The 17,891-nt window shown below is 67.4% G+C and carries 10 protein-coding genes and 1 pseudogene; 6 read left to right on the plus strand and 5 right to left on the minus strand.

Going from position 1 to position 17,891, the window contains the following annotated elements; all coding sequences use genetic code 11:
- Positions 1 to 109: 109 nt before the first annotated feature.
- From KXC43_RS49560 to KXC43_RS49580, 5 genes are all read left to right on the plus strand, one after another.
- Positions 110 to 676 carry a hypothetical protein gene (locus KXC43_RS49560; protein ID WP_221383303.1) on the plus strand — a complete coding sequence of 189 codons (567 nt, stop codon included), beginning with the start codon at positions 110 to 112 and terminating at the stop codon, positions 674 to 676.
- 64 nt (positions 677 to 740) lie between these two features.
- Positions 741 to 950: a transposase gene (locus KXC43_RS49565; RefSeq protein WP_221383304.1), complete on the plus strand. Its 210-nt coding sequence runs from the start codon at positions 741 to 743 to the stop codon at positions 948 to 950.
- Between the two features lie 1,566 nt (positions 951 to 2,516).
- Complete coding sequence (locus KXC43_RS49570) at positions 2,517 to 5,420, plus strand: AfsR/SARP family transcriptional regulator (RefSeq protein WP_221383305.1); 2,904 nt, start codon at positions 2,517 to 2,519, stop codon at positions 5,418 to 5,420.
- Positions 5,421 to 5,700: 280 nt separating this feature from the next.
- Complete coding sequence (locus tag KXC43_RS49575) at positions 5,701 to 11,790, plus strand: RHS repeat-associated core domain-containing protein (RefSeq protein WP_221383306.1); 6,090 nt, start codon at positions 5,701 to 5,703, stop codon at positions 11,788 to 11,790.
- A 41-nt stretch (positions 11,791 to 11,831) separates the two neighbouring features.
- A complete protein-coding gene (locus KXC43_RS49580; protein WP_221383307.1) occupies positions 11,832 to 12,446 on the plus strand; it encodes a hypothetical protein in 615 nt (204 codons plus the stop codon).
- Between the two features lie 130 nt (positions 12,447 to 12,576).
- Here KXC43_RS49580 and KXC43_RS49585 read toward each other — a convergent pair whose 3' ends face one another.
- The 4 genes and pseudogenes from KXC43_RS49585 to KXC43_RS49595 all read right to left on the minus strand — a co-directional run bounded on the left by KXC43_RS49585 (position 12,577) and on the right by KXC43_RS49595 (position 16,267).
- Complete coding sequence (locus tag KXC43_RS49585) at positions 12,577 to 13,035, minus strand: lamin tail domain-containing protein (RefSeq protein ID WP_221383308.1); 459 nt, start codon at positions 13,033 to 13,035, stop codon at positions 12,577 to 12,579.
- A 547-nt stretch (positions 13,036 to 13,582) separates the two neighbouring features.
- The gene (locus tag KXC43_RS52235) at positions 13,583 to 13,765 is read right to left on the minus strand and encodes a dihydrofolate reductase family protein (protein ID WP_255646186.1); all 183 of its coding nucleotides are present in this window, start codon (positions 13,763 to 13,765) and stop codon (positions 13,583 to 13,585) included.
- A 358-nt stretch (positions 13,766 to 14,123) separates the two neighbouring features.
- Positions 14,124 to 14,615: pseudogene (locus KXC43_RS52240) on the minus strand (EamA family transporter); the annotation flags it as partial.
- A 428-nt stretch (positions 14,616 to 15,043) separates the two neighbouring features.
- Positions 15,044 to 16,267, minus strand: coding sequence for a pectate lyase (locus KXC43_RS49595; RefSeq protein WP_221383309.1), 1,224 nt, complete (start codon positions 16,265 to 16,267; stop codon positions 15,044 to 15,046).
- Between the two features lie 207 nt (positions 16,268 to 16,474).
- Here KXC43_RS49595 and KXC43_RS49600 point away from each other — a divergent pair, with 207 nt between their 5' ends.
- Positions 16,475 to 17,050 carry a TetR/AcrR family transcriptional regulator gene (locus KXC43_RS49600; RefSeq protein ID WP_221383310.1) on the plus strand — a complete coding sequence of 192 codons (576 nt, stop codon included), beginning with the start codon at positions 16,475 to 16,477 and terminating at the stop codon, positions 17,048 to 17,050.
- A 37-nt stretch (positions 17,051 to 17,087) separates the two neighbouring features.
- Here the strand turns inward: KXC43_RS49600 and KXC43_RS49605 are convergent, their stop codons facing one another.
- A complete protein-coding gene (locus tag KXC43_RS49605) occupies positions 17,088 to 17,774 on the minus strand; it encodes a helix-turn-helix transcriptional regulator (RefSeq protein WP_221383311.1) in 687 nt (228 codons plus the stop codon).
- Positions 17,775 to 17,891 lie beyond the last annotated feature (117 nt).

Here is a 17,891-nt window from a genome sequence, read left to right on the forward strand (position 1 = left end):
GGTGCAGCCACAAATGCTTCCTCCCCATGATCAGTCGATCATGTTTGAGAAGCTCCACGAAAGCGGGGGGAACTCAAATGACGTTGTCGGGGGTTTGTAGCGTGTCGGCGTGAGCAACGCCCGCACCTGGTGGCCGATTGCCCTTGTTGTGGTGGCTGCGGTCACGCTGCTGTACGGGGTCGTTCTGCCGGGCGGCTACCTGACCTGGTTGTGGGTGGCCGTGGTCCTGTGGGCGGTAGCCGCTGTGGCTTGGCTGGGGTCGCTGGCCGGCCGGTCCTGGCCGGTCCGGTCGATCGTGCCGGTGGTGTCCGTCGTGACGATGGTGGTGGCGTGCTCGGGGGTGGCCGGCCGGGTGCTGTTTCCCCTGCACCGTTCCGGCTTGGAGCGGCTGGCGACGTCGCCGCTCGGCGGAAGCCACGGCCTGTATCACTTCTCGGCCGTATGGAGCCACGGCGGTTGCGTCACGTACGTGACCGCGGACAGCGGCATGTCGCACTTCTCCGGTCTGGTGCGGTGCACGTCCGGCGTGGAGCCGTCGCCCCGTCTGGGAGACACCGCGGGCGACGCCGTGTTCGAGCCGCTGGGCAACGACTGGTACGCCTTCATCGTCCCGCGTTCCGGCTCGGAGGTCTGGGGTTTCAACCCGTTCGCCGTCGGAGCCACCGCCCAGGCCTAGGGCGAATCTGACGGATCATCACGCGTGGCCATGATCGATCGTTGCGGTTGTCGTGGCTGGTGATTTGACCGATCCGGAGTGGGAACGTCTGCAACCGTGGCTGCCGAGCATGGATCCGCAGCGTGGTGGCCGGTGGCGTGATCACCGGCAGGTGATCAACGGGATTTTGTGGCGCACGGAGAACGGCGCGAAGTGGCATCAGGTCCCGGACCGCTACGGGCCCTGGAAGACGGTCTATCACCGGTTCTCCCAATGGGAACAGGACGGCACCTGAGAAGCGGACCGGCTCGTAGTTCGAGCAAAAGAGAGGGCGGCCGCGAACTTGGCCGCGCTCGTAGACAAAGGTCCGCCACCCATGTCGGCCATCGACGGCCGACATAGCGTACCGGGTCAGCGCGGCACTGTTCGAATCCACTTTTAGTGGTCCTGGCGCGCCCTCGAGTCACCATTCCAAGAATAGATATCGCCTCTCATGATTTGGCATAGAGGGTGCCTCCGCAGGCGTTCCGCAACCCTCGGGCGACCCGGCTACACGCAGGTGTGTAGTGGTTGTGTAGCGCGCGCTGCCAAGCTTTGCTCGTCCGTTGCGCCGTCGTCAGCGATCAGGCGGCCGTCCCTGAATGCCGGTTCATCGGGCGCGGATGATAACGCGCATGGTGGTCAAAGCGTGAACGCTCGCCCGGAAAGGTCTCCGATCCCTCAAGAGAAAGGGAATGCAGTATTCGCGTCCTGCCTGAAGCCTCAATCCCATCGATATCCGAGCCTACTGTAACAACCCTGAGCTGGGAGGCCAGCTCGGGAAAGGCGCGACATCTTGTCGATTATTCGGTGCTTGCTCTGGAACGTAAGTTCAGGTGCTCCTGGATGCGGCAACGATCCACCCCAGTAGATTCTCGCTCTAGACGGTCGAGGTGGTAAAAATGAGTTTTGCTCTCAAGAAAGTGTCGGCAGTCGCAGTTTCGTTTCTTTTCTTCCTGACCTTGATGGTCGTCCAAGCCGCACCCGCTCTGGCCGTTGATTGGCGGACGGAGGGTCCGTTTATTCAACGATCCGAATGCCAGACAATCCGCGGTGAATTTCGTCGGTACTATTCGCGGGTAGGCGTTTGCTACTACGACTCGGGCTTGGGTGGCTTCTGGTTCAACTATGACAGGGACTCGGGAAACTGACCCGAGTCCTCCGGTCTGTGGGTGTGGATGGTGGGGAATTAAGGATGCGGGTGCTGCCTGAGCTGGGATGATTGATCTTGCTGAGGATCAGATAGTTCAGCTCCGGCAGCACCCGCTAGTCGTGATGCCCGGGGACGTTGGTCAAGGAAGTGGGCCACTCAATTTGACGGTCCGGACCGGACCTTGGGAACAGATGAAAGCCTCCGAAGGTGCGTGGCCGCCGGTCTCAGTGCGACCGGTCTCGCATGGGCGATCCCCGGCATCGCCGGCCTTCTTTGCGCCATCCAGGAGCTTCCAACTCGTGTTTCTAGCGGTCAGCGCATTCTCTGGCCGGAAATGTGGTGGCGTGTAGAACCGCCGGCACCCAACGGGCCGGAGACCGGCCCGGTATTCATTCATCCCCGTCCGAATGGTCTCCGGCCGGCCTTGCAGTAGTTGACCGGAGCCTGCATCTCTGGACCGCTCAGGCCCGGGCCGAGTTGATCGGCCCGGGCCTGAGCGACAGTCCGTTCCTACCCTGTCGGCGTGGGTCACCTCCAGCGCTTGCGCCCGCGACTGGCAGCCGGCCGCTATGATGGCTTTCGGCTATCGACGTATGTGAATGCAAATAAAGTAGATCTCAGCAAGTAGGGGCTGTCCGGCCGCTACGCATGTGTCCTTCCGGAGTTGCCGTGACGAACTGGCCGGAATCCGTCGCGGATCCCCACGCCGACACCACCCGCTACCAACCGCCAGCAGCTCAGGGCGTTCGTAGACCCGCCGTTCCCACCTTTCGCGTGCTGGGGCCGTTGGAGATCCGCGACGGCGACGGCGCGCCCGTGTCGCCGACCCGCCGGAAGCAGCGTGTTCTGCTCGCGCTTCTGCTGCTGCGCGCGGGTCACGTCGTGCGCACGGACGAGATCATCGACGCGCTCTGGGGTGGGTCGCCGCCGGTGTCCGCACTGGCCAACCTGCACACGTACGTGTCCGGGCTGCGTCAGCTGCTGGACCGGGCCGCGGCCACCGGCGAGCCCAGGCCGCGGACGATGCCCGGCGGATATCAGCTCGACCTGCGGCCCGGCGAACGTGACGCCGACGTGTTCGAGAGCCTGGCCGGGGAGGGACGGCGGGCCCTCGCCGAGAGCCGGCCCGCGACCGCTGCCGAATGCCTGGACCGGGCTCTGGGCCTGTGGCGCGGCACGGTGCTCCACGACATGGACCGAGCCGATTGGCTTCTGCCGTTCGCCGTACGGCTGGAAGAAGCCCGGCTCACGGCCGTGGAGGATCAGATGACCGCGCGCCTGGCGCTGGGCCACCATGCGGAGCTGACCAGCGAGTTGACTGAGCTGATCACCCGCCACCCGCTGCGGGAGCGGCTGTGGGGCCACCTCCTGGTGGCGCTGCACCGGTCCGGCTCCCAGCAGCGGGCGATCGAGGCGTACGGCCGGCTGCGCCGGCTGTTGAAGGCAGAACTCGGCGTGCGACCCGGCCCGCAGGTTCGCCAGATCTTCGAAGCGATCCTCAGCGGCGATGCGGCATCGGACACAGCCTCGAGCGTCGACATCACGCGGCCGGACGTCGTGCGGCCGGCTCAGCTTCCCGCCGCGCCGGCACCGTTCGTCGGCCGCACCGAGCACCTTCGCAGGCTTGACAAACTGATCGAGCGCGCGGCCGACACCGACCCGGTCCAAATGGTCACCTGCGTGATCTCGGGTCCGGCCGGGGTCGGCAAGAGTACGTTGGCGGCGTACTGGGCCCACCGGGTCGCCGGCCGGTATCCGGACGGTCAGCTGTACGTCAACCTGCGCGGTTTCGATCCCGCGGCCCGGGCCAAGACGCCGACCGAGGCCGTACGAGGATTCCTCGAAGCTCTGAACCTGGCACCCGAGCAGATTCCCGCCACCCTGGACGCCCAGGCCGCGCTGTATCGCAGCCGGCTGGCCGGCCGGCGGATCCTGGTCGTGCTGGACAACGCGCGCGACGCCGAACAAGTGCGGCCGCTGCTTCCCGGCAGCTCGACCGCGGCCGTGGTGGTCACCAGCCGGAACCGGCTGACTCCGCTGCTGGCCGTCGACGGCGCCCACCCGTTGGCCCTCGACCTGTTCACCCGGGACGAGGCCCGGGCCCTGCTGACCCGTCGACTGGGCGCTGAGCGGACCGAGGCCGAACCTCACGCCACCGAGGAGGTCATCACTGCCTGCGCGCGGTTGCCGCTCGCCCTGGGCATCGCCGCCGCCCGAGCCGACCACAGCGGTTCCTCGCTCAGGGGCATCGCTGCTGAGCTGGGCGACGCCACCAGCCGTTTGGACGCGCTGAACGGCGGCGATGCCGTGAGCGAGGTACGGGCGGTCTTCTCGTGGTCCTACAGCGCGCTGACCTCACCCGCCGCGCGCCTGTTCCGGCTCCTGGGTCAGCATGTCGGCCCGGACATCTCCACCGCCGCGGCGGCAAGTCTGGCGGGCCAGCCGATTCCCCAGGTGCGGCTGTCACTGGACGAACTCGTCCGTATCAACCTGGTCGTCCAACACGTGCCCGGCCGGTACAGCAGCCACGATCTGTTGCGCGCGTACGCCGCCGACCTCACGGAGAGCACGAACGGTCGTGCCGCGGCGCGCGCCGATGTGACCCGGCTGATGGATCACTACACCCACACCGCGCATACTGCCGCCAGGCTCCTGCGTCCGCACCAGGACCCGATTCCTCTGCCGCTCGGACCGGCCGCGGCCGGGGCGAACCCCGAACGACCCGCTGATCTCAAAGCAGCGATGGCCTGGCTGACGGCCGAGCATCCTGTGCTGCTCGCCACCATCCGTCGGGCCGACGGCGCCGGCTTCGACCGCCACGCCTGGCAACTGGCCTGGTGTCTGGACACCTTCCTCACCCGCCAGGGTCACTGGCATGACCTCATCGTCACGTGGCGGGCAGCTCGCGACACCGCCGGGCGTCTCGGAGATCTCGTGGCGCAGGCCCACGCTTACCGCAATCTCGCCCATGCCCAAGCCCTGCTCGGTCGATACACCGAAGCTCACGCCGACTACGACCGGGCCCTCGAGCTGTACGCCGAGGGCGGGAGCCTGACCGGGCAAGCCCGCACCCACCTCCAGCTTGGCGTGGTGTGGGAGCGACAAGGACGGCACGACCTCGCCGTCGGGCATGATCAGCAGGCCTTGGCGCTCTACCGGGCCGCCGGGCACCTGCGCGGCGAAGCGGACGCGCTCAACGCCGTGGGCTGGGACTTCGCGCAGCTGGGCGACTACGGTCAGGCCCTCGTGCACTGCGAACAGGCCCTCGACGTGCACCTGCGTACGGGGAACCGGCACGGCGCTGCCCACACCTGGGACAGCGTGGGTTTCGCCTGTCACCGCCTGGGTGAGCAGGAGCGAGCAGTCGAGTGCTTCCGGCAGGCCATCGGCCTGTTCCGTGAGCTTCGCGACCGCTACAACGAAGCGGACTCCACCGCTCACCTCGGGGATGCCTGTCACGCCGCCGGTGACACGGTCGGTGCGAGGACTGCTTGGACTCTCGCCCGGAACATCCTCGAAGACCTCGAACACCCGGATGCTGAGCGCCTACGCGCCAGATTGGAAACCGTCTGACCTGCGATGCCCCGACGCGACACCAGCGCGGCCTGACCGTCAGGGGCCGCTGCGGCGGTCCAGACCGGCGCGGGCGTGACGACACCGGTCTCTTGATGTCCGGGCTGATGATCGAGGTTCTCAAGGAAGCACCTGGGCCTCGGCCGTGCAGGTCGCCGGCCCCACTGTGGACGAGCCGGTCAAACCTCGGTGTGGTGACGGATCAAGGACAGATGGCCATCCATCGAGACATGTCCATGTTTGGCTTCCTCCGATCATCTCACGGGGGAGGAAAATGATCATGTCTTATGCGCACAGGTCTGCGCGGGCTCGATGGCTGGCCGGGTTCACCGCCTTTCTGCTCGTCGCCACCCTGGCCCCACCGGCCGACGAACCGGCCCGCGCGGCCGAGCCCAGCGGCGACGTCCCGAAGGTCACCGCCGGGGCCGCGCCGCAGCGGCGCGGACTGCCCGGCGGTGCCGCCCGTACCACCGCGGTCGCCGAGAAGGATCGGCCGCCGATCGTGCCGCCGCTGGTCGAGGCGGGCGGCACGGCCGAGAAGGTGAGCAAGGCCGAGATCTCCCGGGCGGTGGCCGCCGCGCCGGGTGAGGCGTTCGTCGACGTGCTGCTGCGGCCCGGGTTCGTGATCGGGGACACCTCGCTGGTCGTCTACTTCAACCTCAAGGACCGCGGGTTCGAGTCGTGGCGGCTGGACCTCTACGACGCCGATTCGCAGACGAAACAGGAATCCGTGGTGCTCGGGCTGGACAAGCTCGGCAACGACGGCTGCGGGGAGCTGCGTACCTTCTGCAAGTCGCTCGGCGCGGACGAGGGCTGGCAGCTCGACGCGAACAGGAATTACTTCGTCACCGTCACCGGCATCTACCCCGACGGTGAGGTGTCGTCGGCCAACTCGGAGAACGCGCAGCCGCGTACGACCGTGGACCCGCCGGCCATCCCGGACCGGCAGGCGGCCGGCTGCGGCTGCTCGGTCGCGCTGGGCATGACCAACGCCGGCCAGGCCGTACGGGCGATCGGCGTGAACACCGGCACCGGTGGCTTCACGCGCACCGAGACCGACCTGTCGATGAACTCGTTCGGGGTCCCGTTCGCCTCGGGGCGCGCCTACGCGTCGCTGAACACCGGCGCCTCCGCGTTCGGGCCGGGCTGGGCCTGGGTGTACGACCTGAAGGTCACCCCGGTCGACGGCGGCGTGCTGGTGCGGGCCGAGGACGGCTCCGACACCCTGTTCAAGGCCGACGGCGACGGCTTCGTACGCCCGCCGGGTGTTCGCTCGACGCTGCGGAAGACGGCCGACGGCTGGGCGTTGACGACCCGCGACAACTTCGTGTTCTCGTTCGACGCGCAGGGCCGGCTGGTCTCGGTCCTCAACCCGCGCCAGGTGGGCCTGCGGTTCGCGCACACCGACACCGGCGTCACCGTGACCGACGCGTCCGGGCGCAAGGCGATCGTCAAGATCACCGCTGGGCTGATCGACTCGATCACCCTGCCCGACGGCCGCAAGACGCTCTTCTTCTACACCGACGGCCTGCTCACCAAGGTGCGCGACGCCGCCGGCGAGGAGTGGCAGTACAAGTACAACGCGGCCCGCCTGCTGACCCAGGTGATCGACCCGCGCAAGGTCGTGACGCTCACCAACGAGTACGGCGAGACCGGCCGGATCGTGCGCCAGCTCGACGCGCTGGGCGCCGCCACCACGTTCGAGTGGAACGCCGGCAAGCAGGAGGCCAAGACCACCGACGCCGACAACGTGGTCGTCTGGGACGGCTACAAGGGCAACGTGCTGCTCTACACCCAGCGCGGCAACGGCGACACCAACAGCCACCGGTACGACGGCACGCTCAACCGCAACCTGGTCGTCAACGGCAACCAGAACCAGCACGAGTCGCGCTACGACGCCGCCGGGAACCTGATCGAGCAGTTCGCGCCCGGCCGCAAGTTCAGCCAGAAGACCCAGTACGACGCGCGCAACAACCCGACCACCCACGTCGACGGCGACGGCCAGACGTGGAAGGACGAGTACAACGAGTTCGACGAGCTGGTCAAGAGCACCGATCCCGAGAACCACTCGATCACCTACACGTACGACTCCCGGGGCCTGCCTTCGACCGTGACCGACCAGCGGGGCAAGGTCACCCGCTACGAGAACATCGCGGACGGTCAGGCCAACGCGGGTCTGGCGAGCGCGTCGATCTCGCCCGAGGGACGCCGGGTCGCGTTCGGCTACGACAAGGTCGGCCGGCAGATCAGCGTCACCGACCCGCGCGGCACGGTGGCCGGGGCGAAACCGGAGAGCTACACCACCCGTACGGTCTACGACAACCTGGACCGCACGGTGGCGGTCCACGCGCCGGGCAAGCGCAACCCGGACCGCAGCGAGTACGACTCCGTCGGGCAGCTGAGGAAGTCGACGTCCGCCGGTGGCGTGTCGGTCTCGTACGCGTACTTCGACAACGGTCTGCCCAAGGCCACGTTCGAGGCGCGCCGCACGATGCTCTACACGTACACCGCCGCCGGGCGCCGGCTGACCGCCGCGACCGACATGAAGCACGAGGCCGACCTGGTCACCAGCTGGGCGTACAACGCCAAGGGCCTGGTCGCTTCGGTCACCTCGCCGCGCGGCAACGTGCCCGGGGCGGTCAAGGCCGACTTCACCACCAGCTACGTCTACGACCACAACGACAACCTGATCCAGGTGCGCCGGCCCTACCCGAACGGGCAGGTCGCGGTGAAGGACTACCGGGTCGACGATCTGGACCGCAGCGTCGAGACGGTCGACGAGTTCGGCAAGGCGTCGTCGACGACGCGGGCGAACTCGGGCCTGGTCACCCAGACGCGGGACAGCCTGGGCCGCACGTCGTCGATGACCTACGACAAGTCGGGACGTCAGACCGGGATCACCGACACGGGCGGGGCGCAGACCAAGACCGAGTACGACGAGGCCGGCAACAAGATCAAGGTGACCTCGGCGACCGGCGGCGTCACGACGTACGAATACACCGACGACGGTCAGATGGCCGCGGTCACCGAGCCGCGGGGCAACGTCGAGGGCGCCGACAAGGAACGCTTCACCGCGCACTACGAGTACGACCTGGCCGGCAACCCGGTCCGGACGATCGACGCGCTCGACAACGTCAGCACGACGAAGTTCGACGCGCTGAACCGTGAGGTGTCGACGACCGACGCCAACGGGCACACCACGCGCTACACCTACACCGACGACGACCAGCCGCGTACGGTCACCGCGCCGAACGCCGAGTTCGACTCCGACGATCCGGAGGAGGAGTCGACCCTCTATTCGTACGGGGAGGACGGTTCTCTCTCCTCGGTCACCGACCCGCGGGGCAATCGGACGTCGATCTACTACGACGACGCGGGACGGCTGATCCGCAGCACGGACCCGCTCGAGCGCAGCACCTACACCAAGTACGACGCCGACAGCAACCGGATCCAGACGCTGACGCTCGGCGAGGACGAGGAGTTCGACGATCTCAGCGCCGGCCAGATCGCCGCCCGGACCATTTTCGACGAGTTCGACATCGTCAACCGGCTCGCCAAGCGCACCCAGGGCACCAGCGGCCCGATCTACACCTTCGGCTACGACGCGAAGGACCGGATCACCTCGTACGGGGATCCGGCCGGGGTACGTGAGGTTGCCTACGACGACGAGGACCAGATCAAGTCGGTCACCCGCAAGGAGGCCGGCCGGCCCGACGAGAAGTACGGCTACGACTACGACGCCCGCGGCAACATCACCAACCGGCAGTACCCGGACGGCACGACCGTGTCGTACGGCTACGACGCGGCCAGCCGGATCACCTCGCTGACCGCGGCCGGCTCCACGTGGGACTTCGGTTACGACGTCTCGGGCCGGCGGACCACCACCACGCTGCCGGTGTCGACCGGTCTGGCCGAGAAGCGGGTCTACGACGACGCGGGGCGGCTCACCTCGATCGGCACCGAGCGCACCGGTGACGCGGTGCCGGGCGTGCAGGACCCGGTCGGCCGATACGACCTGACGCTCGACAAGGTCGGCAACCCGAGCCGGGTGGTGACCACCCGCGGCGGGATTGCCGAGTCGGTCGCCTACGCCTACGACGAGGCCGACCAGCTCACCTCGGCCTGCTACGGCGTGGCGTCCTGCACCGACAAGACGGTCAAGCCGGTCGGGCGCATCGACTACCGGTACGACCTGGTCGGCAACCGCACCAAGCAGGTCCGCTCGGGCACGGCCGGCAATGACGTCACCGAGTACGAGTACGACGACGCCGACCAGCTCGTCGAGGAGGAGCTCGACGGCCCGGACCACGAGCGTGAGACCGAGTACCGCTACGACGCCCGTGGCAACCAGATCAAGGCGGGTGGCGACCGGCTCGAGTACAACCTGGACAACACGGTCGCCAGGGCGACGCTGGCGTCCGGGCAGGCCACCACGTTCCGGTACGACGCCGGGGGTCTACGGATCGCTTCGACCACGGCGTTCAAGGCGGAATCCACGACGCAACGCTGGTCGTGGGACGTGGCCGGGACGCTGCCGCAGATCGGCCTGGACACCGTCGAGCAGGGCGGCACGGTCGTCGAGAAACGCGGCTTCGCGTACGGGCCGGACGACGAGCCCCTCGCACTGCTGGACCCGGCGGCCGGGGTGCACCCGTACACCCATGACTGGCTGGGCGGCACGTCGAGCCTGCTGTCACCGTCCGGGGTGCCGCAGGAGAGCTACGACTACGACCCGTACGGCAACCCTCGCGAGGGGCCGACCCTGGCCGGGCAGGAGCGGCCGGAGGCGAGCGTCGAGAACCCGATGCGGTTCGCCGGCGCCTACCAGGACGACACGTCGGGCAAGGGCAACTACTACCTGCGGGCCCGTAACTACGACCCGGGGACCGGCCGTTTCGACAGCCGCGACCCGATGGCGACCGGGGCCGGCGCGAGCTCGGAGTACACGTACGCCGCGAACAACCCGGTGGCGTTCAGCGACCCGACCGGCATGGTCCCCGACGCCGGGCCGACCACGACGGCCACGACGCCGGCCGCCATGACCGGTCCGTCGCCGGAGGATCTGGCCAAGGCCAACCAGCTGCAGTCCAAGAGCACGCTCGACGTGATCCTGGAGGCCGGCGGGCAGATCCTGATGGAGTTCCTGGGGATCAACGACATCCTCAACTGCCTCAAGGGTGACCTGGTCGCCTGCGTCTCGATGGTTGTCGGGGCGCTGCCCTGGGGCAAGATCTTCAAGGCCAAGAAGATCGGCGAGGCCATCTTCCGGGCCGGCAAGGCCGTGGTCACCTTCTTCCAGGAGCTGAAGTGGGCCAAGGCGATCATCAAGGGCGCCGAGGACGCGGCCAAGGCAGCCAAGGAAGCAGCGGCGGCAGCGGCCAAGGCGGCCGCTGAGAAGGCAGCCGCTGCCAAGGCCGCGGCTGAACAGGCGGCCAAGAAGGCGGCCGCCGAGGCTCAGGCCAAGGCGAAAGCCGCCGCGGCCAAGGCCAAGGCCAAGACGAAGAAGGAAGCCGGGGACGGGTCCGCCTGCCCCACGCCGCACAGCTTCGTCGCCGGCACGCCGGTGCTGCTGGCCGACGGTTCCACCAAGCCCATCGAACAGCTCGAACCGGGCGACACCGTAGAGGCGACTGACCCTGAGACCGGTGAGGCCGGCGACCGGCAGGTCACCCACACCATCCGTACTGACGACGACAAGGAGTTCGTCGACGTCACGGTCGGCTCCGACACGGTGACGACCACCGCGCACCACCCGTTCTGGTCGGTGACCCGTGAGAAGTGGGTCGACGCGGGCGACCTGCGCGAGAACGAACTGCTGCGCACCTCGGCCGGCACCTACGTGCAGGTCTCGGCGGTAGATTCCTACGAGCACCAAGAGATCACGTACGACCTCAGCGTCGACGACCTGCACACGTACTTCGTGGTCGTCGGCGACGCACCGCTACTGGTCCACAACACCACGTTCGATGCGACGACCTGCAAGGTCTCGTACGAGACCAACGACGTGGGAATTCACCGGAACCTGTCTCCGCAGGCCAACCGGGCGCCTGGTCACACCAACACCATGGCCGACAACCAGGTTCAGAGTCATCACGTCATCCAGGACGAATGGGCGAGAAGGCAGAGCATTCCCGGCTACTCGCGTGGTGCCGCGCCGACCATTCTGATTCAGTCGTCGTCCGGTCTGCCGCACGCGCAGATCAGCGGGATGCAAAGGGCCTTGCGGAACCGCGTGGGGTACGGTACGTCCATCCAGGACGAGTTCCGGTCGTCGTATCAGCAGATGATATCGGCCGGGGTGCCGCAGAAAGCAGCGAGAAAAGCAATCGCACGGGCCTATAAGTATTTCAACAATCTCGGGGCCATCTAGCGCCTGCCGCCGTCGGCGGTGACGACAGAAAGGAGTCGGAGGTGGAGATGGTCGAGCAGCTGGTCGCCCGGACGGATCCCGCCTACCAGCGGTGGCTGGACGCAGCCACCGACGATGTCGTCACCGCCGCCGGAGTGGTCGTGTACCGGCGGGAATCCCTGCCGGAGCGCAACACCACCTACGGAGTCGGCGAGTGGCTCGCGGGCTACCTCATGATCGGCCAGGAAGGCGACCGGGGGTTCTTCCTCAAGTGCGACGGCGGCGGCCCGGTGTTCTCGGCCGACCTGGGCGGTCTCGGCGAAGCCGACCTCGAGCTCGTCGCTCCCGCGTTCGAGGTGTGGCGGAGTTCCGGGTTCGCCCTGCCGCCCGATCCGGTGCCGGACATGCCGTTGACCGCCGACATCTATGTGGACGGGATGCCGCTCGACGGAGTGGCGCTGCTCATGCGCGCGAGGAAACTGCTGGGCGCGGATTGGCGGGTCGGAGATCTTCGGACCATGCTCGCCGCCCAACCGTTCCTGGCCGCGAGATCAGCTCATCCGTACGCGCTGCGGCGGAAGCTGGAATCCGTCCCCGAGTTGCGGCATCACTTGTTCTATTCGACCGACGCCGGCCTGAGGGCGGTGTGGGCGACCGAGAACCGGGAAATCCGGTGATCTGACACGTGCGTCCCAGGCACGTCACCGCTTGCGCCGGTCTCGCGCGCCGGCAGCTGGTACGTATCCGTGAGTACACAAGGGGAGCCGCCCAGGCGCCAGGTGCCAGGGCGGCTTCAGCTGAAGGCGATCAGCAGTTCGTGGCTCCCGGGCTGACCCGCGTCCACTTGCAGCTGTCGAGAACGGCGCCGCTCGGGGTGTAGAGCTTGGCGGTGTCACCGGGGTTGTTCCAGATGTAGTTGCCCGAACCCCAGTAACGGTCCCAGCTGTTCGGGGCACCTGAGGAACCCCGGCCGGTGTGCACCACGATGGACGACTTGGGTGCGACCACCGTTGACACCGCGAACTTGTAGGTCTTGCCCGCCGCGTCCTTCACGCTGAAGTTGCGTAGCTGCTGCGGCTTGGTCGTCGAGTTGGTCAGCTTGAACCATTCCGCGTTCAGGCTGCCCGCGCTGCGGGTATCGCTACCCGGCGAGTCGTACTGGATCCGGGAGAAGTAGAACACCGGCAGAGCGGCCTGAGCGGGGCTGACGACACCGAAGACAGCGGCCGGTACGGTGGCCATGACCAGAGCGAGAAGTCGCTTCACGGAGAACCTTTCGACGGTGAGTGTGCTCGTACAGGTGTAATGGATCTGAGTTGAAGTCGGGCACCCGCCGTCTGGTGGTTGTTGTCGGCCGATTGGGTGCCGCTGCAGTCCAGCCGCCCGAGCCTCCGGTGTCTGTGTTTGATGGAGGGTGTGGGCCGGCCCCGTCCAGCTTCGCCTTGGCGATCAACTGCCACACACAATCGTGGCGCTCACGGCCGTCGCAGTCCAGTCACACGAACGTGTCGACAGTCTTTGCCATCCTCGAGCACAATCCAGACGCGCCACGCGCCGGACAAGTAGCCGACATATCCTTCCGTTGGCGTGTCCGGCCGAGAAGCCGAACTGCTCCACTACGAACCCGAAACGCTGAAGCCGCCTCCTCCGCGAACCCTTCGATACGAGCTTCAGTCCTGTCTATTCCGCAACGGCCATCCAATACGCAAGGCCGCGGGTCGTACTGCTGTGAGCCGGTAGCTGTTGTGCATACCGTCTCAACGGGACTACCGCGCTTTCGCACGGGGTCGCGCTCGGTTCGGTACGGAAGCGGTCAGACAGCCGCACGGGTGAAGGTCAGGTGTGTGACGCCGCTGGGCGAGGTGGTGGTCTCCACCCGGTACTTCTGCTCGATGCCCTCCAGCCCGTCCCAGAGGAGGACACCCCGGCCGAGCAGGATCGGGACCACCACGATGTGCGCGTGGTCGACGAAGTGGCATGTCGTGCCGCCCTCCATCTCGATCGAAGGGCGCGTGTGGTGGGTAAGGACGAAAACCGGTGAGTGGAACGGTGGGTTGGGACACCACGCGCCCTTCCACTCCGGGTCTTGGTGCCACCCGGGGTGGCCGAACTTTCCGGCGCCCATAATCTGGGCGCCGATCGCCGTGTCGCCGTGTCGTCGTGCTGCCGCGTGAAGGCGTCGTCGACGCCGCCACCACCGCCGGGCTCATTCGTGCAGCCGTTCGCCGGCGTGGCCGAAGTGTGCGTCGGCGCTCTGGCCTTCGCCGGGTGCCGAATCCGTCCCACGAGATCGCGAAGTTCTGAACGCGGACGAGTGACACGGTGCTCCTTCGATCCTGGGTGGGCCGGTTCTGTCAGGTGGTGTGGGTGCGCAGGGTGGCCCGCGGGTGTGTGGCGCTCCCGTCAACGGCCGGCGGTTGCCGTGCGGCTGCTCGGGAACGCGCGCCGTCCCAGGTGAAGACGGCCAGCGCCAGCCACACGAGAGGGCGAACGCGGCCAACCGGCTCTGCGGCATCGGTTCGTGGAACATGAGCACGCCGAAGCCGAGGTGCAGGATCGGCGTGATGTACTGCAGGACGCCCAACGTGGTCAGTGACAGTCGGTTGGCCGCCGCGGCGAAGCCCATCAGCGGCAGCGTCGCCGTACTCGACGGCCAGCACCAGCACGGCGATCGGGCCTGTGCCCACAGCCGTCCACTGGGTACGCCGTAGCCGTTCGCGGAGCACGGTCACGCCGAGCAGCACGCTGACCAACGGGGTGATGAAGTAGCCGAGGGAGACCTGCACGACCTGTCCGGTCGCGGCGCCGAGGATGAAGGCGAACCAGTTCGTCCCGATCAGCAGCGCGGTGGGCCGGCCGCGGCCAGCTGCCGAGGCTCGCGGGCCAGGTCGCGCAGGATCCCCAGCAAGACCGCCATGAACACGGCCGGCCAGACGATCCCGTGTGCCAGATCTCGCCCGCCGAGGCCGATACGAGCAGCTTGTAGTAGAAAGGGAAGAAGCTCTGACGTAGGTTCCTAGGACGCTTGACGAGCTGAGTTGGCGCTCGCCCTCGGGCGGTGACCCAGAAGTGTCGATCGGCGGATCGTCCAATCAGAACCGGGCTCCGATGTCAGCTCCGTCGGACGGGCGCAGGAAGTCCGAGGCTGGTATCGAGCCGTCGGCTTTGTGGTTCCAGAGGGACGCGCGGGCGGCCGGCCGGATCGAGCTCGCGGCGGCAGCCGGCACAGTCATAGGAGGAGCGCCGGATGCTCCTCCTATGACTCGGGCGGGCTTTAGCGGTACGTGATGTCGCTCTGGCTGACCTTGCAGTTGCTGTCGTTCCAGCCGGCGCCGAGGTACTTGGGCTCGCTGCCCTTGGCGACGCCCTGATACTTGCCGCAGACGGTGGCGCTCGCACTGTTGCTGAGGGTGACGCGGGTGATCGTGGCCGTGTCGCCCCAGTTGGAGTTGATGCCGGCGACCATGTCGATGTCGTTCAGCAGCACGTTGTCGATGCGCACGTGGCGTGTGTACGAGTTGGTGCAGTTGCCGCAGCCGCGGTACAGCTTGCCGGAGCCGCTCAGGTAGAAGCCGGAGATGTTGACCGTGCCGTTGCCGTTGTGCTGGAACGTCTTGTCGCTGCCGTTCCGGGCGCCGCCGCCGATGACGTAGCTCGTGCCGTTGCCGGTGCCCTTGAAGGTGGCAGCGTCCTCGCCGATGTCGTTCCACCACACGTTGCGGATGGTGCAGGTGCCCTCGCAGTGCACGCCGTCGCCGGCCGGGGAGCCGAGGATGACGTTCTGCAGGGTGCCGCCGTTGGCGATACTGAACATCGGGTCCTGGGACTCGTTCTGCGAGCCGTCACCTATGCAGCAGTACGTCTTCATGCCACCGTCGAAGGTGCCCGAGACGTTGACCGTGCCGGAGATGCTCGCCGAACCGGCCGAGGACGGCCAGGCGCCGGTCGGTGTGCCGCCGCCCGGGTTGCTGGTCGGGGTGGGGGTCGGGTTGGGCGGGTTCGTGGTGGGGCCGGTGGTCGGCGTTGTGCCACCGCCACCGGCGTACGTCTCGAACTCGGCGATGCGCGGGGCGCCGGACGCGCTCGTGATGTCGAAGGTGAGCTTCTTCAGCGACGTCGAGGCGAACGAGATTGTGCTCGGGCTGCCGCTGCCACTGGTCAGCACGGCGCCGGTGTCGGCGTTGAGCACCCGCCAGGCGCTGATCGAGCCACCGCCCGAGGCCTGCCTGATGGTGGCCGAGGAGACCGTCGTGGCGCTGCTCCACTTGACCGAGACGTATCCGGTCGCGCCGGCTGGTGACCAGTAGGTGCCGGTGTTCCCGTCCTTGACGTTGCCATAGCTGGTGCCGCTGGCCTTGCTGGAGCCGTCGGCGCCGGCGCCCAGGCTCAGGTTGTCGGCCGCGAGGGCCTGGGTGGCCGGCAACGTCATCACGATTGCGGCGGCGGTGATCGCGGTGGCGGCTCCCGCCGACCATCGTAGGGCGACTGATCGTTTCACTGTGTCTCGCTTCCATCGTCGGGGGTGTCGCGCCGCCCTCCCCACGACAGGAAAGCGCTTACCTCGGGACGATAGGCACCCGTCGATATCAAAACAAGGAGTTGCAGGATTTGCATTCCGATACGGCCGACGTAGTCTCCTCGAATACGGACGCTTGTCCGGATCCGTTGGGCACCTGTCGATTCAGTGGTTTATGGGGGCGTCGTCATGGCTCCACGCTCCGATGCGGTCGAGAACCGAGCGCGCATCCTGGAGGCGGCTCGTGACATCGTGAGCAGCGCGGAAGCGATCGGTGACGTACGGCTCAACGAGATCGCGAAGGCGGCAGGGGTCGGCCAAGGCACTCTCTACCGGCACTTTCCCACCCGCGAGTCTCTGCTCCTGGAGGTCTACCGCCGCGATGTCGACGACATGTGTGACGAGGCTGAGACCCTGACTCGCGCTCTGCCGCCGGCGGAGGCGCTGTCCCGGTGGCTGCAGCGGGTGGAGCAGTACGCCTGGGTGAAGCAGGGTGTCTTCGCCGCCGTCGAGGCGGCGATGCGAACCGACGCGGTCGAGCACGGCCACCGCCGGATCACACAAGCCGTCGACCTGCTGCTCACCGCGGGCCGGGCTGCCGGCACCGTACGCGAGGACATCGACGCCCGCGACGTCATTCTGCTGATCGGTTATCTGTCGCTGCTTACTCCGGCCGAACGCGGCGAGCGGGCCGACCGGCTGCGATCGGTGATCCTCGACGGCCTGCGCCCGCCGCGTGACATACCGCCATCCGGCGTTCACTGACCTCGCTCCTCAGGCCGCCTCCGGTCGATTCGCGCCGTCAATACAGCCGTTCGGCCCGAATTCGAGCACGGCAACCCGGCGGCTCGAGCGGGTTGCTTCGGGTGACCCACAGAGCAACTTCGACTCGGTTCCGGACGCCCAGCTTGGTGCGGATGTTTGCGAGGTGGCTGGCTGTCGTGCGTGGGCTGAGGTGGAGCTCCTTCGCGATCTGACCGTTCGTCCGGCCGCCGGCGACGCGCCGGGCCACGGCAAGCTCCCGACGGGTCAGGACACCGGTCGGGTCGTCACCGAGCAGCGTGTCGCCGTTGAGGGCCAGTGCGATGAGCTGCGTACGGTCATCGACGAGCCTTGAACGGACGTGGCTTTTGGCGGCCGCGGGCCCGATGGCTTGTTCCGCTGTGTTGGCTGCTGCTTCCAGGTGCCGGTCGCAGAGTGAGTGCACTGGGTGTCCCACCGTGGTTGTTCCGGCTATCAGGGTGAGTGCGAGAGCGAAGTGCTTACCCCGCACAGCGATCAGTGCCGCACGCTCGATGACGCCGAGGACGTAGTCGCGGGCGGGAACCGGCATGGTGAGCACGGCCGTGATGTATTCGGCGGCAGTCGTGTCGTCTCGTTGCAGCACGACGGCCATGGCGGCATTGTGCAACAGAGTCATTCCGTAGTGGTTGGGGAAGCGGTCGGCCAGCGGGCGTGACTGGTCGGCTTGTGACTTGTACAGCCGCATGGCCTCGGTGATCGCCTCCCGGGCTGCCGCCAGGTCTCCGTTTGAGTTGCCCCCGCTTTGATGGAGCGGTGGTTACCTGCCGCCGGTCGGGGCAGGGGTGAGGTTATCTGGCTCGCT

The organism is Paractinoplanes polyasparticus, assembly GCF_019710575.1.
Lineage (GTDB): Bacteria > Actinomycetota > Actinomycetes > Mycobacteriales > Micromonosporaceae > Actinoplanes > Actinoplanes polyasparticus.

Coding starts and splice junctions, on each gene's coding strand:
- KXC43_RS52235 (WP_255646186.1), bottom strand. CDS start 13,765: ATGGAGGGCGGCACGACATGCCACTTCGTCGACCACGCGCACATCGTG.
- KXC43_RS49605 (WP_221383311.1), bottom strand. CDS start 17,774: ATGCGGCTGTACAAGTCACAAGCCGACCAGTCACGCCCGCTGGCCGAC.
- KXC43_RS49600 (WP_221383310.1), top strand. CDS start 16,475: ATGGCTCCACGCTCCGATGCGGTCGAGAACCGAGCGCGCATCCTGGAG.
- KXC43_RS49575 (WP_221383306.1), top strand. CDS start 5,701: ATGTCTTATGCGCACAGGTCTGCGCGGGCTCGATGGCTGGCCGGGTTC.